A 24,431-nucleotide genomic window follows, 5' to 3' on the forward strand; every position below is an offset into this window, starting at 1 on the left:
TTCCTTTAAGGATTGATAATATCTTTATAATTTTGCTTCTGATTTTTAATTTCTTTAACCACTACAGAACGAGTTGCATTTCCTGTTTGATCAATACTGATAACACCAGAAACACCTTGATAATTTTTAGTTTGGTGAATTTTTTCATTGACACACTTACTAGTAAGATTTTCAACGCAAGCATTCATAGCATTTAGCATTACAAAATACGCATCAGCACCCATAGCCGAAAAATTTGGAACTTCTTTTGTTCCTTTAGCTTTTTCATAAACACTGATAAATTCTTTGCTTAATTTTGTAGTTGGATTATTAGCATCAAAACTATCTGTGAAAATATAACCCTCGCTTGCATCTCCAGCTAAACTAATAAAAGTTTGATCAGCAACTCCATCTGCAGAACCCATAGGAATATTTAAACCTGCGAGTTTTGATTGTCTTGCAAATAAAGAAGCTTCGCTATAATAAAGCGGTAAAAAAATAAATTCTGGATTTAAACTTTTAACTTGAGCTACAATAGCTCTAAAATCTTTATCACCTGAATTAACTCTTAAAATTCTAAGAATTTGACCACCATTAGACTTGTACTGTTTTTCAAAAGCTTTTGCTAAACCTAAGGAATAGTCAGTGCTTTGATCTACTACAATAACAGCACTTTTGTAATTAAGTTTTGAAAAAACATATTTTGCTAAAGATGAACCTTGAAAACTGTCCATAAAACATACTCGAGAAGAATATATTTTTTTATCAAGCAATCTATCACCAGTTGCAGCAGGAGCGATCAATGGAATTTTATTATCTTCTGCTACGCGCATAACTTGCAATGTATTAGCAGTAACCATTTCCCCTATAAGGCCTATAACTTTATCTTGAGAAACTAAACGATTTGCTCCACTCGAAGATTCTAATTTATCACCTTTAGTATCAATAATAGCAAGAGAAACCTTATCTCCATTACTTAAAGCTGATTGCATTGAATTTGCAAGTTTAATCCCTTCTAGTGCGCTTTGTCCATATGCTGCAGTAGCTCCGCTAAGCGGTAAAACAACTCCTATTTTGACTTCCGCAGCACTTAAACTTAAACTTAGAATACTTGCTAAAATTAAACTTTTTTTCATTCTCTACCTTTATTTTAGTAATTATGGATTTATAATTGTTTTATAATTTTGTTTTTGATTTTGAATTTCTTTAATCACAACAGAACGAATGGCATTACCGCTTTCATCTATGCTAATCACACCACCAACAGCTTGAAAATCTTTAGTTTGATGAATTTTGCTATTAATACATTCGCTGCTAAGATTATCAACGCAAGCATTCATAGCATTTAGCATTACAAAATACGCATCAGCCCCCATAGCCGAAAATGCTGGAAGTTCTTTTGTTCCTTTAACTTTCTCATAAGCTACAACAAAATCTTTTCCTAATTGTGTAGATGGATTGTTATAATCAAAACTATCAGTGAAAATTACTCCATTAACAGCACTTCCGCCAAGATCTATAAAAGTTTGATTGTTAACACCATCTCCTGCTGCTAAAAGTTTATCAAAACCAATTTGTCTTGCTTGTCTCGCAATTAAAGCAGCTTCAGGATGATAAATAGGCATATAAACAAAATCAGGATTTAAACTCTTAAGTTGAGAAACCACAGCTCTAAAATCTTTATCTCCTGAATTAATAACAAGTTTTTTTATAATTTTCCCACCATTATTCTTAAAAGAATTTTCAAAAGCTCTTGCCAAACCTAAAGAATAAACATTGCTTTGATCTATGATGATAACAGCATTTTTAAGTCCTAAATCCTTAGATACATAAGTAGCAAATTTATCTCCTTGAAAACTATCTTTAAAACAAACTCTACTTGCATATTTCTTTTTATCTAGCAATTTATCTCCAGATGCCACTGGAGCTATTAGGGGAATTTTTTTCTCTTCTGCTATAGAAATAGCTTGAATGGTATTTGGAGTTGTAGCTTCACCAATAATCCCAAGGACTTTATCTGTTGCTATTAAACGATTAACTCCATTTGAAGTTTCAAGCTTATCTCCTTTTGTATCTATTGTGATAAGTTTAATAACATCTCCATTTGAAAGTTTTGGCTGTAGCTTATTAGCCAGTTCAATTCCGTTAAAAACATCTTGCCCATAAGCTGCCACAGTTCCAGTTAAAGGTAAAACTACTCCTATATTAATATCCTTAGCATATAAGCAATTTACCATAGTTAAAACACTTAAAGTTAAAGTTAGTTTTTTCATAGTATTCCTTTTAATTATAGTTTTTACATTTTATTTTAGAAATATATTATGTTTTGTTTTTTGCGCAGGTTCTTCTTCAAGAAGATCTTTTACTTGCAAATCAAGCGCAAAATTTCCACCTTTAATATAAGCAATAATATTATCTATATCCTCGTGGCTTAAATTTCTAGCATAAAAAGCCATTTGAGAAGCTGTTGTAGAACTGCTACTATCAAGAGTATAACCTATCAAAGCTCCTTTAATATCCTCAGGAGACATATCTTTTAAAATTCTAGATCCTATAACACTCTTTTCAGCATTATCTCCATGGCAAGTATTGCATTTATTTTGAAAATACAAAGCCTTCGCTTTTTCCATATCATATTGCTTATTTGCATCAAAGGTATAAGTAAAAAATGATTTCAAGTTAATACCAAAAAGCGCAACAACAAATATTGAACTAATAAACAACCAGCGTGCAATCATGATTTTCCTTATTTTATTGTAATTTCTGTTTGTGTTTTATTTTGATATCTATGTGTTTTTTTGTTGTATTTTTTTTCTTTTTTAATATCATAGCGATAACGAACAGTCCCTGAAACTTCTATATCTTTAAAGACTTCATCTAACGGAGCTGCAAAAACAAAATGATTTAAAATCATACCAATTAAAAATATTTTTTTCATTTTTATTCTTTAAACACAAAAAAACGATTATATCAAAAAAAGATAATCCTTGTTAATGACCACCTTTGTGTAAAAAATAAAGTCCTACACAAAGAGCTAAAATCGATCCAGCAAGAAAAGCCATATCCACAGGAGTAGCAAATTTCATCTGTAAAACCCTTTGAAAGAAATTTACTACTAAGACCATAATGATAACTTTTGCAAGCTTGTCTTTTAATTGATCTAAGCTATGCACCTCTAAAACCTTGCTTTGTTTTGTTTGTTTAAATTCTTCTATTTCGCTGATAAAAAGCTCATAAACTCCAAAAGAAAAAATAAACAAAACTAAAGCCATAAGATAAAGATCAACAGCTCCTATAATTAAAGCCACCACATCCTCATGCAAATCCACATTAGAACCTGCATCAAAAAAATAATTATAAGTATAAAATATAACTTTTAAAACATCATAACTTGCAATAAAAAACAATACAAAAGCTCCAATTAAACCAAAAATTACGGGTAAAATTGTAACAATACGACTTCTAACAAGTAAAGATTCAAATATTTTCTCTAACATTTTTTTCCTTATTTATTTTTTAATTCTAACCATTTTTGCGCAATACGCACAGCATTTGTTGCAGCACCTACACGAATTTGATCCGCCACACACCAAAGATGGAGTATTTTTTTATCATACACATCAGCACGAATTCTTCCTACATAAGTTTCATTAGTATCGCTAGTCATTAAAGGCATAGGGTATTTTTTATTTTTAGGATCATCTATGACAATAACACTCGGTGCTTTTTTTAAAATTTCTTTAGCTTTTTTTACATCTATTTCTTTTTCAAAATGCATAGTAATGGCTTCGCTATGACTTCTTAAAACAGGCACTCTAACACAAGTTGCCGAAACTTCTAAATTTTTATGTAAAATTTTTTGAGTTTCATTAATCATTTTAAGTTCTTCTTTAGTGTAATCATTATCCATAAAAACATCAATTTGTGGAATAAGATTAAGTGCCAAAGTATAAGGAAAAGTTTGAGGTTCAAATTCATCAAGTTTAAAAGCAAAAAAACTTTGCATAGCTTCAACCAATTCTTGCATTCCTTCTTTTCCTGCTCCACTTGCAGCCTGATAGGTACTTACATCAACACGCTTTAAATTAAATGCATCATTTAAAGGTTTTAAAACTTGCACCATTTGTATAGTAGAACAATTTGGATTAGCAATAATCCCTGTTTTTTTCCAATCTTTAATATCCTCAGGATTGCATTCAGGAACCACCAAAGGAACATCTTTTTCCATTCTAAAATGACTTGTATTATCAATAACAACAGCACCAGATTCTACTGCAAATTTAGCATATTTTTCACTCACACTTCCACCTGCGCTAAAAAAAGCAATATCAATAGGATTTTCTTTAAATATATTTTCGGTAAGTTCTTTGACTTTATAAGCTTTGCCTTTAAATTCTACTTCACTACCTACACTTTTTGCACTTGCTAAAGGTAAAATACTTTCCACTGGGAAATCAAGTTCATCTAAAACATTTAAAAGCTCTTCCCCAACCGCACCAGTAGCACCCACAATGGCTATTTTTTGTTTTTTTGACATTACTTATCCTTTATTTGATATTTTTTAATTTTTTCATTTAAAATTTTTATATCCATACCTAAAATTTGAGAAGCTTGATCCTTGTCATAATCTACACTTAAAAGAACTTCACAAATCAATTCTTTTTCTAAATTCTTTACATCTTTTTTTATACTTCTAGCTTCTAAGAACAAATCTTCACTTGAAATTTCATCATTTTCACTTAAAATACAAGCTCTTTGTACAACGGATATTAATTCTCTAATATTACCAGGAAAATCATATTCAAGTAAAGCATTTTTAGCTTCTTGGCTGAGCTGTTTTTCCTTAAAATCATATTCTTTACAAGTATCTTCTAAAACCTTTTGAGCTATACCTAAAATTTCTTCTTTACGCTCTCTTAAAGGCGGGATATTAATAGGAACAGTGTTTAAACGATAATATAAATCTGAACGAAATTCGCCATTTTTTATTTTTTCATCCAAATTTGCATTAGTTGCACTGATAATTCTTACATCTATTTTGATGCTTTTTGTACTTCCAAGTCGCGTAATTTCTTTTTCTTGCAAAGCTCTTAAAAGTTTGGCTTGAATTTCATAAGGCATTTCGCCAATTTCATCTAAAAATAAAGTGCCCTCATTAGCCATTTCAAAAAGCCCTATTTTAGTTGCATTAGCATCAGTAAAAGCACCTTTTTCAAAACCAAAAAGCTCACTTTCAATTAAATTTGCAGGAATGGCTGCCATATTAATAGCAACAAAAGGCTTATTAGAGCGTTTAGAATGAGTGTGAATATAACGAGAAAATACCTCTTTTCCTACTCCACTCTCTCCAAAAAACATTACAGAGGCATCAGTTTTAGCCGCTTTTTGACTTAAATTTAATGTTTTTTCTAAATTAGGAGAAGTTGAAAAAAAATCTTTATTTTCTTCTTTTTTTTCATTTTTTTTGCTTTTTTTATCGGCTGTTTTTTCTCTTATGATTTTAGCACGCTTAATAGCCTCGACTAAAGTATCAACATCAAAAGGCTTGGTTAAAAAATCTTTTACTCCCAAACGAACCGCTTCTATAGCACGGCTTAAAGTAGCATTTCCTGTCATAATAATAAAATCATATTTATTTTCACAGGCTTTAACAAATTCTATACCATCAATTCCTGGCATATTAATATCTGTAATAATCAAATCTGTATTCTCATCTATTTTTTTTAAAGCTTCAGTAGCAGATTTATAAGATTTAATATTAAATTCTTCATACTCTGCTAATGCAATTTCTAAGGATTTGCGCATATTAATATCATCTTCTACTATGACTAAATTCATCCTAAGCCTTTTAAAAAATTTCTACTATAGTATCCAATTTGCGCTTAATTTTGAATTTACTTTTTTTTAAGATAATAAATTATCGCACTTTGTTCGCCAAATTCCACGGTAAAACGCAAGGGTAAAATTTTAACATAAGTTTCACTTTGAGCACGTAATAAGTCAGTATTAACAATATCCTTAACACTGATTCTAGCCCCTATAAAGCAATCGCTTAACTCATCTTTATGAGAATTCAAAAAATTAAATTTAATTGTTTTTGGCATATTATCATCAATCAATCCTAAAGAAGTTCGAGGTAAAACTTTTAAATCTTGATCACTATAAGAAATTTCACATACCCATTGTTCTTCAACATTTTCGCTTTGCGTCATTGCTAAGGATAAATTTTGATTTTGATGAAAGAGAATGAAATTTTTACTAGAAAGCTCTGCCCAAAAAATAAATTCATCTTGGGCAAAAAGCTTAAAGCTAAGAAAGATTAATAAGCAAACAATTCTTTCCACTTGTCTGCATCGATTTTAAGTTCTAAGTTTACCCTATAAAGCCCTTGATTAAAATTCTGATCAATAATACTTGCATTTTTTATCAAACCATTTACTTGCGCAGTAATAGTTGAACTTCTAAGCATTGCATCTTTTACAGTATCTTTACCATTCACTTTCACACCATAAAGCTTACTTGCAAGCTGTCTGTAAGCATCTGTAATCGCTGCTCTTTTTGCTAAAGCTAGGGCTTGAGCAGTAGAAACTGTATTCATCGGAGCAATCCCTTCACCAACTGCTGTAAAACTAAGTTCCGTTTCGCTAGCATCTGGAGCCAACATTTTTTCTTCTCTGATAATATCACGCACATCATCTTTATCGACTTTTTGCACGATAACATCTTGAGATGGGGCAGTGCTATTTGCACTTGAATTTTTAGTTGCACTGTTTGCACTTGGTACACAACCAGCGAGAATTCCTGCTATTGCTAGCATAAAATAATTTTTTTTCATTTTTACACCTTCAAAATATTGTAATTAGTAAAAAATAAAAAGCAATAAGCGTTCCAACTTTAAACTTATTACAAATCTAAACCAAAGTTTTCATCGCTTAACTCATCCTCATCATTTTCCTCTTTAGGACACTTAGCGATGCTAACCACCTCGTCATTTTCCACATTAACTACAATGACACCACTCGTATTACGCCCTGCTTTTCTAATGCTTTGCATATCAACACGTATCATCTTACCTGAACTTGTAAGAGCCATCAAATCCATAGTTTCATCTACTATAACTACGCTAATAAGATCTTTGGTTTTTTCTGTAAGTTTCATACAAATTACACCCTTACCACCTCTGCTTTGCAATCTATATTCTCCAGCATTTGTGCGTTTTCCTATACCTTTTGCACTTATGCTTAAAATTTCTTGCTCATCATTTTCTATAACAACTGCACCTACTAATTCGTCATTTTTCTCTTTAAACTTAATAGCCGTCACCCCACGACTTACACGGCCGATTTCACGCACTTTAGCAAGTGGGAATTTGATACACATACCTTTTTTGGTTACTGCAAAGAGCATTTTACCTTGTGTGCTTACACTTTCTTCATTTTCAAGATTTTCATCATCTAAATTTTCAATTTCTTGATTTTCTAAATTTTCTTCACCACCAGTGGCAAAAATTTCATCTTCATCTCTTTGAACAATAATAGCAGTTACCAACTCATCATTTTCATCCAAGTTGATCGCTCTAACTCCTACACTTCTGATATTTTGATATTCACTCAAATTTGTACGCTTTACAATACCATTTTTAGTAAAGAAACATAAAGATTTACTCTCATCAAAATCCGTGGTTGGAATAATAGCCATGATTTTTTCTTCAGCTTGTAAATTAATAAGATTTACCACTGCTTTTCCTTTAGCCGTTCTTGAGCCTTCAGGAATTTTATAAACTTTAAGCCAATAAAGCTGTCCACGATCTGTTACAAACATAAGTGTATCATGTGTATTTGCCGTAAAGAAACTTTCTATAAAATCATCATCATAAGTCGTAACGGCTAATTTTCCTTTTCCGCCTCGTTTTTGCTTTTCATATTGTTTACTAGGCACACGCTTAATATAACCACGATGCGTAATAGTTACAACCATATTTTCATTAGGAATCAAATCTTCAATATCAATATCATCATAATCATCTTCAATTTGAGTAATACGTGGCACATCAAATTTACTTCTAATTTCTTTTAATTCATCGCGAATTAAATTTTCAAGCAAGGTTTCACTTTTTAAAATTTCTTCAAGTCTTGCAATTTCTTTCATTAATTCTGCAAGTTCATTTTCGATTTTTTCTCTTTCAAGTCCTGTTAAACGACCAAGTTTCATATCTAAAATAGCATTGGCTTGAAGCTCACTAAGACCAAATTTAGCTACCAAAGAATCTCTTGCGGTATTATTATCAGAACTATTTTTAATTAAAGCAATCACTTCATCTATATTATCAAGTGCAATTTTAAGACCTTCTAAAATATGAGCTCTTGCTCTTGCCTTTTGAAGTTCAAAAATCGTTCTTCTAATAATAACTGTTTTTCTATGGGTTAAGAAAAGATTTAAAAGTTCTAACAAAGAGAAAATTTTAGGTTCTTTATTGTGAATTGCCAACATAATCACACCAAAAGTACTTTCCATAGTAGTAGATTTAAATAGATTGTTTAAAACAATTTCACTCATAGCCTCACGTTTAAGCTCTATAACAACGCGGATTCCTTCTTTATTGCTCTCATCTCTTACTTCAGATATTCCTTCAATTTGCTTTTCTTTAACAAGCTCTGCAATCTGCTCTATAAGCCTAGCTTTATTGGTTTGATAAGGAAGCTCATCTATAACAATAACATCTTTATTTGTCTTTTTTTCAATATGAGTTTTAGCGCGCACTTTCACGCGACCACGCCCTGTGCGATAAGCTTCTATAATACCTTTTTTACCATAAATTATTCCACCTGTTGGAAAATCTGGACCTTTGATAAACTGCATAATCTCTTCTAAGCTTGTATCTTTACTATCAAGCAAATATAAAAGTCCATCTATCAACTCATTTAAACTATGAGGTGGGATGTTTGTCGCCATACCTACAGCTATACCACTTGAACCATTTAATAATAAATTTGGAACCCTAGAAGGTAAGACATCAGGTTCACTTTCTGAACCATCATAATTTGGAACAAAATCGACCGTATCTTTATCTATATCTTTTAAAAGCTCATGAGAAAGTTTACTCATTTTTGCTTCAGTATAACGCATCGCAGCAGCGCTATCACCATCTATAGATCCAAAGTTGCCTTGTCCTGTAATACTTGGATATCTCATAGAAAAATCTTGAGCCATTCTAACCAAAGCATCATAAACTGCTATATCTCCATGTGGATGATAACGACCTATAACAGCACCCACTATACGGGCTGATTTGACAAAATCTGTTCTACTTTTTGCCTCATCATTTTGCATAGCATATAAAATTCTTCTATGAACAGGCTTTAAACCATCTCTTGCGTCAGGCAAAGCACGACCTATAATAACACTCATAGAATAGTCTAAGTAACTACTTTTTATAGAATTTTCTATATCTACAAGTTCAATATCAGAATCTTTGCTAAAAATATTCTCCATAAAAATCCTTCTATTAGTTCAAAGTTTTGATTATAGCATATTAAACTTTTGCATCAGCTAAAACAAGAGCAAAAAGTACAGAAATTTTATTTTCTTCTAAAACTTTTTTAGCTTCCAAAAGGCTAGAACCAGTCGTTACAATATCATCTACTAAAATTACAGGTTCGTGAATGGTTTTTAAGAGTTTGTAATTTCTTTTATGTTTTTGACGAAATTCTAAACTTTTTCCAGAATATTTAATATGATTTTGTGCTTTTAAAACATTAAAAACAGGTTTTACAAATTTTGTTTTAAGATATCTAGCTAAAATAGCAGAATGCGAATAAAGCATATCTTCAACCTTATCATCTAAAGCTATAACATTAATTGTCATTCTAGGATCAAAAAAATCTTTAAATTTTGCAAAACTTAATTTAGCAAGCATTTTATAAACAAAATAACCATAAAAATAATGTTTAGAGTGAAGCAAGTGTTGTATTTCATGGTATTTATAAAAAGAATAGACTTTGAAATTATTATCAAGCTTTCTTACATTTAAGGAAAATTCAGAAAGCTCTAGCTCGCATAATTCACAAAAGCAGAGCAGAGCAAAAGCTCCGCAATTTATACACCTCAAAGTTCAGAGATTAAACTAGCTGCTTTATTTGCCATTTGTTTTATTAACAAATGAGTATAAAAAGTTGTTTCTTTTAAATCATCAAAACCTTGTACATCTTGCTTGGTGCGGATTGTAAATTTCTTATTTTTATTTATATCACTAACTTGTAAAACTCCTACTAGTTTTGAATGTAATCCTATAGCATCTTGAGTTGCTCCATAAGATATAAATTCTAAATCAATCTTACTCACATAAGGTGAATTTTGATCGTTATTGTCAAGCACAACTATTCCTCTAGCTTCAAGTTCTTGTTTTAAATAAGTATAAAATACCGCATTAAAATTCACATCAACAAATAACTTTTTCCCTTTAGCATTTAAAACCTTTTGCCCTTCTTTTAAATCATAAAATCTATGTAAATAAACCTTTTTCAAAGCAATACCAGTGTCTAAAGTGCGTTTATTGGCACAACATTGAATTCCAACATCGCTAATGTATAAAAGCCCTTTAATCTTTGCTTCAAAACCACCAGGACTTTCACAAGAACTGCATTGAGAATTTTTAGAAATTTGATTAACTTGAGCAAAAGTATCTTGTTTAGTTGCACAAGCACTCAAAAATAAAATAGGCACTATAAAAATCAAAAATTTTTTAAACATTTTTTCTCCTTAGAAAATTATTTTAAAATTGTATTAAAAATACAAGCAAATTTCAAGCCAAGTTTTAAATTTATCATCAATCTATCTTTAAAACACTCAAAAAAGCCTCTTGAGGTAAATTTACCTTACCTATAGCTTTCATTCTTTTTTTACCTTCTTTTTGCTTTTCTAAAAGCTTTCTTTTTCTAGTAATATCCCCACCATAACATTTTGCTGTCACATTTTTACCCATGGATTTAACAGTTTCTCTTGCGATGATTTTATTTCCAATACTTGCTTGAATGGCCACTTCAAAAAGCTGTCTAGGAACTATTTCTTTCATAGCACTAACAAGTTCTCTTCCTTTACTTTGCGCTTTTTCATTAGGCACGATAATGCTTAGCGCATCAACATTTTCACCCGCTACCTTAATATCAAGTTTTACCAAATCCCCTACTCTAAATTCTATAGGCTCATAATCAAAACTCGCATAACCTTTTGTTAAGGACTTTAATTTATCATAAAAATCCATCACAATCTCATTTAAAGGCACATCATATTCTAGCAAAACACGCTCAGGTGTGATATAGTCCATTTTAACCTGTACTCCTCTTTTGCGATTTAAAAGAGTGATTAAATTCCCTAAAAATTCACTTGGAGTAATGATAGTAGCTTTAACATAAGGCTCTTTTATATGATCGATTTTATTAACAGGAGGAAGCTCGCTAGGATTTTGAATTTTAATAAGCTCTCCATCGGTTTGATAAATTTCATAAGTCACAGTTGGAGCTGTAGCAATCAAATCAAGATTAAATTCTCTCTCAAGCCTTTCTTTGATAACTTCCATATGTAAAAGCCCTAAAAATCCTACCCTAAAACCAAAGCCTAAGGCCAAAGAAGTTTCAGGCTCATAAGTAATAGAACTATCATTAAGCTTTAATTTATCCAAAGCATCTCTTAAATCTTCAAATTTATCCGTTTCTATAGGATAAAGTCCCGCAAACACAAAAGCTTTAGCCTTTTCAAAACCACCTATGGCTTCTTTAGCTTTGTTTTTTACCAAAGTGATGGTATCGCCTACTTGTACATCACCTACGGTTTTAAGCCCTAAAACCACCACACCTACTTCGCCTGATTGTAAAGATTGAGTTTTAATTGGACTTAAAGGGTGGGGATAAAAAAGATCTTGAACTATATGTTTTTTATCCGTACTCATGACTAAAACTTCATCGTTTTTAGCAATACTTCCTTCATAAATCCTAACCAAAGCCAAAGCACCCAAATAATTATCAAACCAAGAATCATAAATTAAAGCCTTAGTAGGAGCTTCATCATCTGTTTTTGGTGCAGGGATTTTAGTAATAATTGTTTCTATAAGCTCTTTTATACCCACTCCTGTTTTTGCACTCACGCAAATTGCATCTTTGCAATCTATACCTATAATATGCTCGATTTCATGCTTTACTTTCTCAACATCAGCATTAGGTAAATCGATTTTATTAATCACAGGAATGATTTCAAGATTATTTTCAAGCGCTATATAAACATTAGCTATAGTCTGTGCTTCAACACCTTGAGAAGCATCTACTACAAGCAAAGCCCCTTCACAACTTGCCAAAGAACGATTCACTTCATAAGAAAAATCCACATGGCCAGGAGTATCAATAAGATTTAAAACAAAATTTTCATTATTAAATTTATAATTTAAACGCACTGATTGTGCTTTTATGGTGATACCACGCTCTTTTTCTATATCCATAGTATCCATAACTTGTGAACTCATCTGCCTATCGCTAATAGCACCACACTCGCTAATAATCCTATCTGCAAGAGTAGATTTTCCATGATCTATATGAGCTATAATAGAAAAATTTCTAATATTTTTTACCGACAAAATTTCATCCTAAATATAAAATTTTAAAGCTAGGATTTTAACAAAATTTATGTTTAAAACAAATAAATTTTATTTTATATAAAAAACTTCAATTGAAATTTATATAAAGTATATTAAAATATCAAAATGTTTAAAAAATATTTAAAATCAGCTATATTTTTAGCTCTTTATCCCTTAGCAATGTTAGCTTCTAATTTGCACGAATTTATAACACTAAGTCAAAATAATGAATCCTATCTCATTAAGAAAATGCAAAGCGAACAAGCAAATTTAGACAAAGAACAAGCTTTTAGAAATTACCTACCCTCTCTTAGTCTAAGCTCAGCTTATGTAGCCAACAATAAAGATCGCTTCATTATCGATCCACAAGAAAGTTTATTTGCTAAAGTTTCTCTTAATTTTTTGCTTTTTGATGGAGGTGCTAGAGAGGCTAATTTAAGAGCTTTAGAAAGCAGAGAAAAATTAAGCCTTTTAGACAAAGAACAAAGTAAAAATTACCTTGCCCTAAATGCAATCACACTTTATTTTAACACCTTAAGTCTTGAAAAAATTTTACTAGCCAATCAACAAAAAGTATCTTTTTTAAAATCAACTTTTGAAAGATTGCAAAAATTTTACGACGCAGGACTTAGCCCTAAAGATGAACTTGAAAGCATTAAGGCTAAATACCATTTAAGCTTATTAGAGCTCAGTCAAAATGAATTAAAACTTGCCAATATACAAAAAGAGATTAAAATTTTAAGCGATACAGATTTTAAAGTGCAAGGGAATGCTTTTTTAGAAAATCCGCAACAAGAAAAAAGTCAAAACTATGAAGTAATGATAGCTAAAGAACAAATCAATCTTGCTAAAGAAAGTGTAAATTTAGCAAAAGCTGAATATTTTCCAAAATTTTATATTCAAGATAATTTTAACTTTTATAAAAACAATTATAATCCAAAAGTTCCAGCTCCTTTTGCAAATTTAGCGGATCAATTCTTAGAAAAATATTCTCAAGGTAATCAATTTATTTTAGGTATGGAATGGAAAATTTTTGATTTCAATGCAAGGGCTAAAGAAGTTGAAAAAGAGCGTTTAAATGTTCAAATAGCCAATGCAAATGCAAGATTTAGCGAGAGAAAAAATAAAGAAGAATTAAATTATTTAGACAAAAGTTTAAAAGTTTTACAAGAACAAATTTTAGCTCTTAATCTTAGCTTAAATGCTGCAAATTTAGCTTTTGAAAGTGTAGATAAAAAATACCAAGCAGGACTTGTTTCTTATGTAGAATATCTTCAAGCTTTAGAAGCTAAATTTAAAGCACAAAGCGATTTAGAGCTTGCTAAAAATGAATTTGAAATTACTAAAGCAAATTATTATTTTAATGCGGGTATAGATCTTAATTCAAAGGTTAAAGAATGAAAAAAATTCTATTTTTACTTCTTATTTTTAATTGCGCCTTTGGCGAAGAAATTTACGCAAGTTTCAATGTAGAAGCATCAAAACAAAGCAAACTTGCCCTTGAAAGCATAGGTTTGGTTCAAAAAATTCCTGTAGAAATTGGACAAAAAGTCAGCAAAGGAGAACTTTTACTTGCTCTTGATCAAGAAAGTGAAAAAATAGCTCTTCAAAATGCTCAAAATTCTTATCAACTTGCCCTTGTAGAATACGAAAATACCAAAAGTAGGATGCAAAAAATCAAAGCTGTAGAAAATGTTATAGACAAACAAAGCTATGAAGATATGAAAGCTAAGTTTGATGCTGCTAATTTAAATTTAAACAAAGCAAAAATCAATATAGCTTATTATAAAAATATCATGGCAAAAAAAGAATTACGCGCACCTTATGATGCTATTATCGCAAACAAATTTATACAAGTGGGCGAAGGAGTAGGAGGAGTAGCTCAACCTTTAATAGAAATTTTTTCCTATCCACAAAGCAAACTGATTTTAAGTTTTGATGAAAAATATAAAGATAAAGTTAGATTAGGCGATGATTTCTTTTATAAAATCGATCAAAATGGTACAGAATTGAAAGGAAAAATCAGCCTTATTTATCCAAGTATAGAAGTAAAAACAAGAAAAATTTATGCTGAAGTGCAAACCACAAATCTAACACCAGGGCTTTTTGGTGAAGGTAGAATCATCACTAAAGATTAAAAATGTTTAAACTAGCTATAAACCGACCTATTACCGTGCTAATGTTTTTCTTAGCTCTTATGATTTTTGGGCTAATCTCTGCTTTTAGCATGAGTGTAAATTTATTTCCTAATGTTTCCATACCTCTTATAAAAATCACAAGCAAGATAAATGGGGATTTAAATTTCGTAGAATCAAAAGTCACTAAAGAAATAGAAAATGCTTTAAGTGAAATCGATGGAGTAAAGACCATAACCTCAGCTGCATATGATAATTTTAGTGTAAGTGTAGTCGAGTTTAAACTGGGTAAAAATCTTGAAGTAGCTGCCAATGATGTGCGTGATAAAATAGGAACTTTGAGCCTACCTTCTAAGCCTGAAATTGAAAAAATCAGTTCAGATTCTGGTTCTGCTATTTCACTTTTTCTATATTCTAAAGATAAATTACAACTCATGCGTGAAATCAATGACAAAATAAAACCTTTTTTGCAAAGAGTTGAAGGAGTAGGTAAAATCGAAGCTAAGGGGTTTTTAGAACCCCAAATTCGCATAGAATTAAAACCAAACGAACTTAGAAAATACAATCTTAACGCCCTTGATGTAGCAAATATCATCAAAAGTCAAAATTTTAAACAAGCCCTAGGCGAACTTAACAACAATCAAGATAACTATATCATCAAAGGCTATTTTGAAGCCACAAATTTAGAAGAACTTAGCAATCTTCGCATAAAAACAGGAGTATTTTTAAGTGATATTGCTAATATTTCAAGCCTTTATGAAGATGAAAAACAAAGTGCTTTATACGAAGGTAAAGAAGGGGTGCTTTTAGAACTCGGAAAAATCACAAATTATAACACCCTTGAAATGATTAAAAATGTCAAAAATGCCTTGCCTATTTTAGAAAAACAAATTCCAAAAGATATAAGCATTAATATGCTTTATGATAAAAGCTTAAATATCCACAAGCACCTTTCTCAAGTGATTTTTGATATGGTTTTGGGGATTTTTCTAACCCTTGTTATCGTGTTTTTATTTTTAAGAAATTTAAGTGCAACTCTCATTGCTTGCATAGCTATACCTACTTCTATCATTTCAACTTTTTTTATTATCGATCTTTTAGGCTATGATTTAAACCGCTTAACTTTTATAGCTTTAACCTTAAGCATAGGAATTTTTATCGATGATGCTATAGTAGTGATTGAAAATATTGCTAAAAAACTAAAAACTTATCCGCCTTTACAAGCTGCTTTTTTGGGTATCAATGAAATAGGTTTTAGCGTTTTAAGCATAAGTATAGTTTTACTTTGTGTTTTTATCCCTATTTCTTATATGAACTCTATATCAGGGCTTTTTTTCAATGCCTTAGGCATAAGCGTTGCAAGTGGGATAGTTATAAGCTTTTTGGTTTCTGTATTTTTAATACCTAGTATTGGGGCAAGATTTTTAAATCCAAAAGAAAACAAGTTTTATGAAAAAACAGAAGCTTTTTTTGAAAAAATAGAGCAAAAGTATGAAAATTTACTCTATAAAATTTTACAAAATAAAGTAAAATTTATCCTAGCCACTCTTGTTTTTATAGGGCTTTCTTTTGCTTTAGCCACTCGCATAGGGCTTGATTTTTTACCTATGGAAGATGATAGTGAAATTCAAGTTTTGCTTGAAAGCAAAAAGGATTTAAGTTTAGAAGCCATGAAAGAAAAAAGTTTAAATTTGCTTGAAAAAATCAAAAATGATAGCAATGTCAAATACGCTTTTTTACTTGTAGGCTATGATGATGCCAAAGATGCTACAAAGGCTAAAATTTATGTTAAACTTAAAAATTTAGACGAAAGAAATTTAAGACAAAGTGCCATAGTAAGTTTATATCGTCAAAAATTTCAAGATGAAAGTTTAAAAATCAAAATTTTAGAACTTCCAAAGATAGAGGGTGCAGGCATTGATGATCCCGTGCAATTTTTAATCTTAGGAGATGATTTAAACACTCTAAAAGAAGCTGCTTCTCAGGCAAAAGAAATTTTAGGCACTAATGCACGCATTGTAGATATAAGTGATAATGCTAATGCTACAAAAGATGAAGTAGCCTTACACATCAACAAAGAAAAAGCCAAACTTTTAGATGTCAATCCTCAATATATCGCTGGGGTTTTAGGGTATTCTTTCTCGCAACTTAGCGTAGGAAGCATGGATAGAGGCAATTCAAAAGATGATATTATCCTAAGTTTTGCTCCAGAATTTAAAAAAGACATAGAAGCTTTAAAGCGCATTAGCATTAAAAACAACCAAGGTATAAATTTAGAACTTTCAAGCGTGGTGGATTTTATATACAGTAAAGATTTAAAAACTATCAATCGTTACAATAAAAACCGCTCTGTGAAAATCACAGCTGGAGTGAATGATCTTTCCTTAGGAGCGGTGCAAAAACTTTTACTAGATAATATGGATAAAATTTTAAATAACAATCCAAGTCTTAGCTATGCTTTTTCAGGCTTTATCAATCTTTTAGGTGAAACCGTGCAAGGTTTTGCTATGGCAGTAGCACTTGCTTTTGTTTTAATTTATCTTGTTTTAGCCGCACTTTATGAAAGTTTTATTCTGCCTTTAATCATCATGATAACCATGCCTTTAGCCTTTGGCGGAGCTTCTATAGGGCTTTTTATCACAGGGCATAATTTTTCACTTTTTGTACTTATTGCCATCATCTTACTTTTTGGTATGGTGGGGAAAAATGCTATTTTACTCGTAGATGTAGCTAATAAAAAATGCCATGAAGGTTTAGATCCCGATAAAGCTCTTTTAATCGCTGGAAAATCGCGCTTAAGGGCTATATTGATGACAACTTTTGCTATGATTTTTGCTATGCTCCCACTTGCTCTTTCAAGGGGTGCGGGCTATGAAGCTAATTCTCCTATGGCAATAGCCATTATCTTTGGACTTATAAGTTCGACTTTGCTTACCTTACTCGTAGTACCTGCACTTTTTAAATTTTGTTTTAAACTAGATAGCAAATTAAGAAAAATTTATGAGAGAGAAAAATTAAATTAACCAAAATGATTAATTTAATTTTTTTAAGTATTATTCTTATAAAGTGCTTTTAAGTTATCATAGGCGATTTGTATTTTTTCAAACTGTTCTCTTGCGTAAGCTTTTTCTATTGCACTTTTTCCTTGATGAAAATCAGGATGATAAAGTTTTACCAAAATCAAATATTTTTGTCTGATTTCACTAAGATCATTTTGCGGAGTGCATTCTAAAGTATTAAAATAATTACTAAAAAGCTTAGCTAAAGCATTAAATTTCCATTTCATATTTTCTTTATTGTGAATATTTTGGCGAAATTTTTTATACTCTTCGCGGTCAACTTCAAAATTCACGCAATATTTTAAATGCTCGCTCTCATCTGCAAAAACTTCAAAAAGTTCAAAGGTATTCTCGTTTTTATATTCTAAAATTAGAATATTTGTCATTTCATTATATTCTATATTATGATCTTGAAAATAATTTCTTATATAAGCAATAAATAATTTTTCATTAGAGCTTAACTTCATCAAAATTCTACCCGCAACAAAATCAATCTTGATAAACAACATAGGCTTAAGCATATTATTTTGCTCAAAAATTAATCTAAAAGTTTTAAAATGAGCATCTTGTAAATTCTCTATACCTTCATTTGTGCTTTTACGATATTTTTGATCTAAAACTTTTAAGAAATAACGGCGCTGTGGAATTTCATTTTCTTCAAAAAAAGAAAAAATTTTATTTTTTCGTCCTATGACCTTTGTGAAATTTTTGGTAATCAAGTCTTTAAAATACTGAAATACGCTAATATCATCTGTATTAACATTGATAGTTTCTAAAGTTTGCACGATTTGCATCTATTTCTCCCATAAAACCTCATTTTCAAAAAGCTCTTTAGTGCCTTTTAAAATTTCATTGGGTGTATAATCGGCTTTATAAGATAAAGATTGACACTTTTTTACAAAATACCCAAGATAAATATAATCTAAGTTCATTTTTTTAGCTATTTGTATTTCATTGAGCAAAGAAAATTTACCCAAAGAAAAATACGAAAAATCAGGATCATAAAAACAATAAATGCTTGAAATTCCATCCTCTAAAATATCAATCAAATCAACACAAACGAGCTTATCTTCTATATAAAATGCAAGCTCATATCCAAAATTCATAAAACCATCGACATAAAGATTATAATACTGTTTAAAGCTTAAATCATAACGCTTCCAGTTCTTTTTTTCTTCCATAAAACGATGGTATTTATCATATAAAAACAAATGTTCATTGCTTAAATTGGGTGTTCTAAGTATAACTTTGGTGTTAATATTTTTATTTACAACCCTTCTTTCACTTCTTGAAAAATTATATTCATTAACTAAAATTCTAAGACTTAAACATTCATCACAATCTTTACAAATAGGGCGTGAAAAATACCTACCAAAACGACGCCAACCTCGTTTTATTAGCTCATTATTGATTTCTTTAGGGCAATTTTCAATGTATTTATACTCTATTCTTGAACGTTTATCCTTTAAGTAAGGACACTGATCTTCAAGAGTACAAAAACCAATCTCAAGCATTAAATTTTCTTAATATCTGTATTTTTGATAAATTCGGAAAATTCATCCTGTAGTTTTTCTTGCTTTAAGAAAATTTCTTGCATTTCCTTATCTATGTTTGTTTCTTGATTTTTTTCGCGAATATCTTTAGCTAGTTTTTCTAAATTTTTTACACTTGCACCACTCTTGCTTGATTTCTTCGCTAATTTTGAAGTATTGGTGTTAGCTTGCATTTCTTTTTTAATACTTTTAAGACTGTCTAAAAAATCCATCTATTATTCCCTACTTTCTCGTATTTTTTTAAGCGTAGCAGCTATTGCAGCTATAACTTCTTCTTTATTTTCTTGATGACGATCTTCTGTTTTTTCTAATAATTCTTGCATATGTGTTTCTATGAAAGAGGTGTCTAAATACCCCCTTCTAAATTCTCTTGTTTTTGTAATGGCAATTAAAAATGGTATTGTTGTTCTAATATCATCAATCACAAATTCCTTCAAAGCACGCTCAAGTTTATTAACCGCTAAATCATAACTTGTTGCTTTAATAATAAGCTTTGCAAGCATGGAATCATAATAAGGCGGCACAGTATAGTCTTTATAAATATGACTATCAACCCTAACAGATGGTCCAAGAGCTGGGTAGTATTCTCCTATTTTTCCAGGACTTGGAATAAAATTTTTCCATACATTTTCAGCAGTAATTCTAGCTTCAATAGCAAAACCCCTAGGTTTAATATCGCTTTGTTCTAAGTCCAAAATTTCTCCTGCCGCAATACGAATTTGTCTTACAATAAGATCAATACCTGTAATTTCTTCAGTAATTGGATGCTCAACTTGAATTCTTGTATTCATTTCCATAAAATAAAAGCGATTATAATCATCAAGCAAAAACTCTATAGTTCCAGCATTTGTATAACCTACAGCCTTAGCAGCTGCCACAGCTGTAACACCCATGGTTTTTCTAAGATTATCTGAAATTCCAGGGCAAGGTGCTATCTCAATTACCTTTTGATGTCTTCTTTGAATAGAACAATCCCTTTCACAAAGATGGATAATATTTCCGTAGTTATCTCCTAAAATTTGAAATTCTATATGTCTGGGATTAACTACATATTTTTCCATAAATACTTCATCATTATTAAAGTATGTTAAAGCTTCTCTTTTGCAAGATTCAAAGGCATTTTCAAGATCTTGTTCTTTATGAACAACGCGAATTCCGCGTCCACCTCCACCACCTGAAGCTTTTAAAATAACAGGATAACCAATCTTCTCAGCAAAAATTTTAATTTCTTCCATGCTATAGGAATTTAATTTTTCAGTCCCTGGAACAATAGGTATGCCATTTTTAGCCATTAACTTACGAGCGATATTTTTATTTCCCATCTTATGGATTACTTCAGATTTTGGACCTATAAAAATAATTCCAGCATCTTCACAAGCCTTAGCAAATTCGTAATTCTCACTTAAAAATCCATAACCAGGATGGATCGCATCAGCACCACAAGCCTTAGCAATCTCGACAATACGAGCAACATCTAAATATCCTCTTATAGCATCCGTTCCTATGCGATAAGCCTCATCTGCGATTTTTACATGCAAACATTCACAATCAGGCTCTGTAAAAACTGCAACACTTTTAATATGTAAATCTCTACAAGCACGGATTACTCTAACAGCTATTTCAGCTCTATTTGCTATGAGAATTTTATGGATTTGATTCATAATTTGCCTTTTTTGTTATATTTTTATTGTTAATTTTAGCAAATTTTCCTTACAAAAACTTAGCAAAAAATTTAATTTATTTTAGTTATAATAAAACTTTTTAAAATTTTAATTCCAATAAAGAAAAGTTATAATTATAATGGTTGCTGATAAAAGATTATTTTATTTAAGTTGTATTTTAATCACCATAGGAATAGTATTTTCATACTCTCTTACAGCTTTTACTGTTCTTTTTCTTGACTATAGCGAGTTTCATTTTTTTATTCGTCAGCTTTTTTTTGGAATTAGTGGCATACTTATAATGTTTTTTATTTCTCGATTGGATCCTGATAAAGCACTTTCTAAAAAAATTATTTTAGCTATTTTGATTATTTCTTTTATCTTTATCATCATTTTGCCATTTTTACCTTCTGCATTAGCAACAGCTAGCGGAGGAGCTAAACGCTGGATACGCTTAGGCCCACTCTCTATCTCTCCTGTGGAATTTTTTAAAATAGGATTGATTTATTTTTTAGCATGGAGCTATACAAGGCGTATTGATGATAGTAAAAAAGCTATCAGACACGAGGCTTTAATTCTTCTGCCTTATTGTATCTTAGCTTCTATAGTTATAGGATATATTTATATCACTCAAAACGATTTAGGACAAAGTGTAATTTCTTTCTTTTTGATTCTAGCTTTAGCTTTTTTTGCAGGAGCTAGTAAAAGACTTTTTGCTTTTGGAACTTTAATCATTATGATGATAGGTATAATGGTAATTTTTAGTAACCAAAGAAGAATTCAAAGAATCGCTTCTTGGTGGGGGAATATACAAGATGCTTTTTTACCTATGCTTCCTGATTGGCTGGCAAATGCTTTAAGAGTAAGTAACAACAGCGAGCCTTATCAAATTTCACACTCTTTAAATGCTATAGCCCATGGAGGAATGTTTGGCGAAGGCCTAGGACTTGGAACTTTTAAATTAGGCTTTTTAAGTGAAGTGCATACTGACTTTGTTCTTTCAGGAATTACTGAAGAAATAGGACTTTTAGGTCTTGGGGTTATTTGCTATATTTATCTTTGGATGATTTTAAGAATTTTTAGAATTGCAGGAAGATGTGAAGCTAAACAAGATTTTATTTTTTGTTCAGGCATAGCCTTACTTTTACTTTTTTCTTTCTTTATGAATGCTTTTGGTATTATTTCTCTTACTCCACTAAAAGGTGTAGCGGTTCCACTTTTAAGCTATGGAGGAAGTTCAATGTGGGCAATTTGCATAGGCATAGGATATGTATTAATGATTTCAAAAAAGGTTAAATTATGACAATAGCTTTAACAGGTGGTGGAACTGGAGGACATTTGACCATAGTGCGTTGCTTATTAGAAAGTGCGATTAAAAAAAATATAGAATGTGTATACATAGGCAGTCAAAATGGTCAAGATAAAGCTTGGTTTGAAAATGAAGTACGCTTTAAGGAAAAATTTTTTTTAAGCTCTAAAGGAGTGGTTAATCAAAGCAAATTTGACAAAATCAGTTCTTTACTCCACACCTTAAAACTCTCCAAAGATTGTAGAGAAATTTTTAAAAAATACCACATCCAAGCCGTTTTTAGTGTAGGTGGATACAGTGCAGCTCCTGCATCTTTTGCGGCTTTATTCTCACATTTGCCTCTTTTTATACATGAACAAAATTCAAAAAGCGGCTCTTTAAATATGCTTTTAAAACCTTTCGCTACAAAATTTTTTAGCGCCTTTGAAAAAGAAATTAGCCCTTATCCTGTAGCAGATAAATTTTTTGATAATGCTAGGATTCGCAAAGAATTAAAAAATATTATTTTCTTAGGAGGATCACAAGGAGCTCAATTTATCAACGAACTAGCTTTAAATTTAGCACCAAAACTTCAAGAACAAAATATCAAAATCATCCATCAATGTGGAAAAAATGATTTTGAAAAGTGCAAAAAACATTATCAAAGCTTAAATATCCAAGCTGATATTTTTGATTTTAGTTTAAATTTGGAAGAAAAAATGAAAAATGCAGATCTAGCTATATCAAGAGCAGGTGCAAGTACTCTTTTTGAACTTTGTGCTAATACTTTGCCCACTATTTTTATACCTTATCCTTATGCAGCTAAAAATCATCAATACTTTAATGCTAAATTTTTACAAGATCAAGCTTTATGTCAAATTTTTATGCAAAACTCTATTAATCTTGATGAATTTTTTAAGTCAATATTAAAACTAAATCTAGAAAATATTTCTACAAGATTGCAAAATATAACCCAAAAAAATGGCGCAGATATGCTAATCCAAAAAGCTTTATTTGATAATTTGACTTTTATAAGATAAATATCCAAAGATATTTACTAAAATTCCAACAAAAACTAACATCAAAATAGCAAATGAAAAATTTTCAAATTTGTCATGCAAACAACCTATAATCCATTGTCCTTGTGCTACAATTAAATATCCAAAACCCTGAGCTAAAGCAGAAAGTCTCGCTGCTATTTGAGCATTAGAGCTTTTTTGTGCAATAAAAGAAAACCCATGATCAAAGCACTGATAATAATAGAAATTTTACTATCAAAAATAAAGAGCATACCAAAAGCGATCACATACATACTGCACAAACCTGCTATGTAAAAAGTATGTAAATTTTGTCTTAATTTTCCTAAAAGTAAAGGGCCAAAAAGAGACACTGGAGCTGCAACAAGTTGAGCAAATAAAACCATACTTGTAGAAAATTCTTTATCAAATCCTTTTTCTACAACAATTTGAACATACCAAAAAAACAAAGAATAAGCTAAAAACTTTGAAATCCCATAAAAAGAGTAATTTTCCAAGTTGTTAAATTTATAAAAAGATTGATTTTTTTATGAGCTTTTTTCTTAATACGAAAAAATCTACCATTTTTAGCTTGAGGATAGTAAACTACTAAAGCTACAAAAGAAAAAATAGCCCAGAAAAACATAGCTCCAGCTAAATCAAATACACTAAGCAAAGGTATAGCTAAAGCAATACCCATAATCGAAGAAATACTCAAAACAAGACTATAAATTCCCATTATACTTGCCATTTTTTTGGAAATTTTTCTTTAATAAAACTAGGAAGTAAAACATTTGCAATTGCTATACCACAGCCCATTGCTAACATTCCTAAAAATAAGCCATATACACCAAAATAAGAACGAATAATTTCGCCTAAAAAAAATTAAAAAATTCCAAAAACAATAGCACGAATAGGAGAAAAATATCCCACAATAAAAGAAATACTTCCAAAAGCTATCAAAGGAAGACTTGTAAGTATGCCCGCTACGGTTGAGTTTAAATAATACTTATCTTTAATAATATCAATAATAGGCCCCACTGCAGTAATTGGGGCTCTAAGATTAAAAGCTACAATAATAACATTAATCCAAAATATCTTTTTAAAAGAAGCCATAA

At 30.6% G+C, this 24,431-nt stretch carries 22 protein-coding genes and 1 pseudogene; 5 read left to right on the forward strand and 18 right to left on the reverse strand.

The features are described from left to right. Window positions 1–5: 5 nt before the first annotated feature. The 13 genes from FBF11_RS04975 to lepA all read right to left on the reverse strand — a co-directional run bounded on the left by FBF11_RS04975 (window position 6) and on the right by lepA (window position 12,601). Window positions 6–1,115 (reverse strand): ABC transporter substrate-binding protein, encoded by a 1,110-nt coding sequence (locus FBF11_RS04975; RefSeq protein ID WP_002852953.1) that lies wholly within the window; start codon window positions 1,113–1,115, stop codon window positions 6–8. Between the two features lie 21 nt (window positions 1,116–1,136). Next, complete coding sequence (locus tag FBF11_RS04980; protein ID WP_002871766.1) at window positions 1,137–2,252, reverse strand: ABC transporter substrate-binding protein; 1,116 nt, start codon at window positions 2,250–2,252, stop codon at window positions 1,137–1,139. A gap of 30 nt (window positions 2,253–2,282) precedes the next feature. Continuing rightward, window positions 2,283–2,717 carry a c-type cytochrome gene (locus FBF11_RS04985; protein ID WP_002853050.1) on the reverse strand — a complete coding sequence of 145 codons (435 nt, stop codon included), beginning with the start codon at window positions 2,715–2,717 and terminating at the stop codon, window positions 2,283–2,285. A gap of 8 nt (window positions 2,718–2,725) precedes the next feature. Then, window positions 2,726–2,917, reverse strand: a complete 192-nt coding sequence (locus FBF11_RS04990) for a mini-MOMP protein (RefSeq protein WP_002853004.1) — start codon at window positions 2,915–2,917, stop codon at window positions 2,726–2,728. 52 nt (window positions 2,918–2,969) lie between these two features. Beyond that, window positions 2,970–3,476: a YqhA family protein gene (locus FBF11_RS04995; protein WP_002852919.1), complete on the reverse strand. Its 507-nt coding sequence runs from the start codon at window positions 3,474–3,476 to the stop codon at window positions 2,970–2,972. Between the two features lie 8 nt (window positions 3,477–3,484). Next, complete coding sequence (locus tag FBF11_RS05000) at window positions 3,485–4,516, reverse strand: aspartate-semialdehyde dehydrogenase (protein ID WP_057042422.1); 1,032 nt, start codon at window positions 4,514–4,516, stop codon at window positions 3,485–3,487. Beyond that, the gene (gene flgR / locus FBF11_RS05005) at window positions 4,516–5,817 is read right to left on the reverse strand and encodes a fla regulon two-component system response regulator (protein ID WP_002867162.1); all 1,302 of its coding nucleotides are present in this window, start codon (window positions 5,815–5,817) and stop codon (window positions 4,516–4,518) included. The genes FBF11_RS05000 and flgR overlap by 1 nt, the downstream gene beginning before the upstream one ends. Window positions 5,818–5,873: 56 nt before the next feature. Then, complete coding sequence (flgQ, locus tag FBF11_RS05010; protein ID WP_002871768.1) at window positions 5,874–6,323, reverse strand: flagellar assembly protein FlgQ; 450 nt, start codon at window positions 6,321–6,323, stop codon at window positions 5,874–5,876. Continuing rightward, complete coding sequence (gene flgP / locus FBF11_RS05015) at window positions 6,299–6,814, reverse strand: flagellar assembly lipoprotein FlgP (protein ID WP_002871769.1); 516 nt, start codon at window positions 6,812–6,814, stop codon at window positions 6,299–6,301. The genes flgQ and flgP overlap by 25 nt, the downstream gene beginning before the upstream one ends. A gap of 68 nt (window positions 6,815–6,882) precedes the next feature. Beyond that, the gene (gene gyrA, locus FBF11_RS05020) at window positions 6,883–9,471 is read right to left on the reverse strand and encodes a DNA topoisomerase (ATP-hydrolyzing) subunit A (protein ID WP_002895978.1); all 2,589 of its coding nucleotides are present in this window, start codon (window positions 9,469–9,471) and stop codon (window positions 6,883–6,885) included. A 40-nt stretch (window positions 9,472–9,511) separates the two neighbouring features. After that, window positions 9,512–10,087 (reverse strand): ComF family protein, encoded by a 576-nt coding sequence (locus FBF11_RS05025; RefSeq protein ID WP_002853564.1) that lies wholly within the window; start codon window positions 10,085–10,087, stop codon window positions 9,512–9,514. Further along, on the reverse strand, window positions 10,084–10,728 hold the full coding sequence (gene mapA, locus FBF11_RS05030; RefSeq protein WP_002852941.1) for an outer membrane lipoprotein MapA: 645 nt from the start codon (window positions 10,726–10,728) through the stop codon (window positions 10,084–10,086). Before mapA ends, FBF11_RS05025 begins: the two co-directional genes overlap by 4 nt. A gap of 76 nt (window positions 10,729–10,804) precedes the next feature. Next, the gene (gene lepA, locus FBF11_RS05035; RefSeq protein ID WP_052800808.1) at window positions 10,805–12,601 is read right to left on the reverse strand and encodes a translation elongation factor 4; all 1,797 of its coding nucleotides are present in this window, start codon (window positions 12,599–12,601) and stop codon (window positions 10,805–10,807) included. Between the two features lie 126 nt (window positions 12,602–12,727). Here lepA and cmeD point away from each other — a divergent pair, with 126 nt between their 5' ends. Genes cmeD through cmeF form a run of 3 tightly spaced genes read left to right on the forward strand, consistent with a single transcriptional unit; the run spans window position 12,728 to window position 17,759 of the window. After that, entirely contained in the window at window positions 12,728–14,002 is a 1,275-nt protein-coding gene (cmeD, locus tag FBF11_RS05040) for a multidrug efflux RND transporter outer membrane subunit CmeD (RefSeq protein ID WP_057096901.1), read from the forward strand. Continuing rightward, window positions 13,999–14,739 (forward strand): multidrug efflux RND transporter periplasmic adaptor subunit CmeE, encoded by a 741-nt coding sequence (cmeE, locus tag FBF11_RS05045; protein WP_032591481.1) that lies wholly within the window; start codon window positions 13,999–14,001, stop codon window positions 14,737–14,739. The genes cmeD and cmeE overlap by 4 nt, the downstream gene beginning before the upstream one ends. A gap of 2 nt (window positions 14,740–14,741) precedes the next feature. Then, entirely contained in the window at window positions 14,742–17,759 is a 3,018-nt protein-coding gene (gene cmeF, locus FBF11_RS05050) for a multidrug efflux RND transporter permease subunit CmeF (RefSeq protein WP_002868659.1), read from the forward strand. Window positions 17,760–17,782: 23 nt separating this feature from the next. On the opposite strand, the gene FBF11_RS05055 is transcribed toward cmeF, so the two are convergent. The 4 genes from FBF11_RS05055 to FBF11_RS05070 are packed head-to-tail and all read right to left on the reverse strand — an operon-like array spanning window position 17,783 to window position 21,009. Further along, entirely contained in the window at window positions 17,783–18,589 is an 807-nt protein-coding gene (locus FBF11_RS05055; RefSeq protein WP_057042424.1) for an adenylosuccinate lyase, read from the reverse strand. Next, entirely contained in the window at window positions 18,590–19,309 is a 720-nt protein-coding gene (locus tag FBF11_RS05060; protein WP_002853863.1) for an arginyltransferase, read from the reverse strand. After that, entirely contained in the window at window positions 19,309–19,560 is a 252-nt protein-coding gene (locus tag FBF11_RS05065) for a hypothetical protein (protein WP_002853000.1), read from the reverse strand. The genes FBF11_RS05060 and FBF11_RS05065 overlap by 1 nt, the downstream gene beginning before the upstream one ends. Window positions 19,561–19,563: 3 nt before the next feature. Then, window positions 19,564–21,009 carry an acetyl-CoA carboxylase subunit A gene (locus FBF11_RS05070; RefSeq protein ID WP_041160126.1) on the reverse strand — a complete coding sequence of 482 codons (1,446 nt, stop codon included), beginning with the start codon at window positions 21,007–21,009 and terminating at the stop codon, window positions 19,564–19,566. A 139-nt stretch (window positions 21,010–21,148) separates the two neighbouring features. Here FBF11_RS05070 and ftsW point away from each other — a divergent pair, with 139 nt between their 5' ends. Together ftsW and murG are read left to right on the forward strand one after the other, a co-directional pair. Next, complete coding sequence (gene ftsW, locus FBF11_RS05075; protein ID WP_002868658.1) at window positions 21,149–22,312, forward strand: putative lipid II flippase FtsW; 1,164 nt, start codon at window positions 21,149–21,151, stop codon at window positions 22,310–22,312. Continuing rightward, complete coding sequence (gene murG / locus FBF11_RS05080) at window positions 22,309–23,337, forward strand: undecaprenyldiphospho-muramoylpentapeptide beta-N-acetylglucosaminyltransferase (protein WP_002868657.1); 1,029 nt, start codon at window positions 22,309–22,311, stop codon at window positions 23,335–23,337. The genes ftsW and murG overlap by 4 nt, the downstream gene beginning before the upstream one ends. On the opposite strand, the pseudogene FBF11_RS05085 reads toward murG, so the two are convergent. Then, a pseudogene (locus FBF11_RS05085) lies at window positions 23,308–24,429 on the reverse strand (CynX/NimT family MFS transporter). The gene murG and the pseudogene FBF11_RS05085 overlap by 30 nt on opposite strands. Window positions 24,430–24,431: the final 2 nt, after the last annotated feature.

Origin of the sequence: Campylobacter sp. CFSAN093224, from assembly GCF_012897395.1 — a bacterium.
Classification (GTDB): Bacteria; Campylobacterota; Campylobacteria; order Campylobacterales; family Campylobacteraceae; genus Campylobacter_D; species Campylobacter_D jejuni.